General features: G+C 69.9%; 1 protein-coding gene. It reads right to left on the bottom strand.

Annotated elements, in window-relative coordinates; genetic code table 11:
• A partial coding sequence (locus KVT39_RS37315; protein WP_368858975.1) for a CBS domain-containing protein occupies positions 1 to 239 on the bottom strand: 239 nt, incomplete at both ends.

Here is a 239-nt window from a genome sequence, read left to right as displayed (position 1 = left end):
AGGCGGCCTTCGCCGCCGACGACCGGCGGCGCCCTCCCGCGGTGGCGGTCGAGCAGCGTGAGCGCGGCCGTCACCGTCGTCGATGGCGCGACCTCGATCGCATTCTTCGCCATCAGGTCGGCGCACTTGAGCTGGCCGAACGTGCGAGTATAGGCCTGCAACTCGGTTTCGCGCAGCAGCGTTTCGGGGTCATCCGGATCGCCGTCGAGCCACTCGCCGCGACGCTTCAGCACCGAGTC

Origin of the sequence: Burkholderia sp. GbtcB21 (genome assembly GCF_019091065.1) — a bacterium.
Lineage (GTDB): Bacteria > Pseudomonadota > Gammaproteobacteria > Burkholderiales > Burkholderiaceae > Burkholderia > Burkholderia pyrrocinia_C.
Note: the sequence above shows the minus strand (reverse complement) of the source record. Positions and strands in the feature narration are given on the sequence as shown.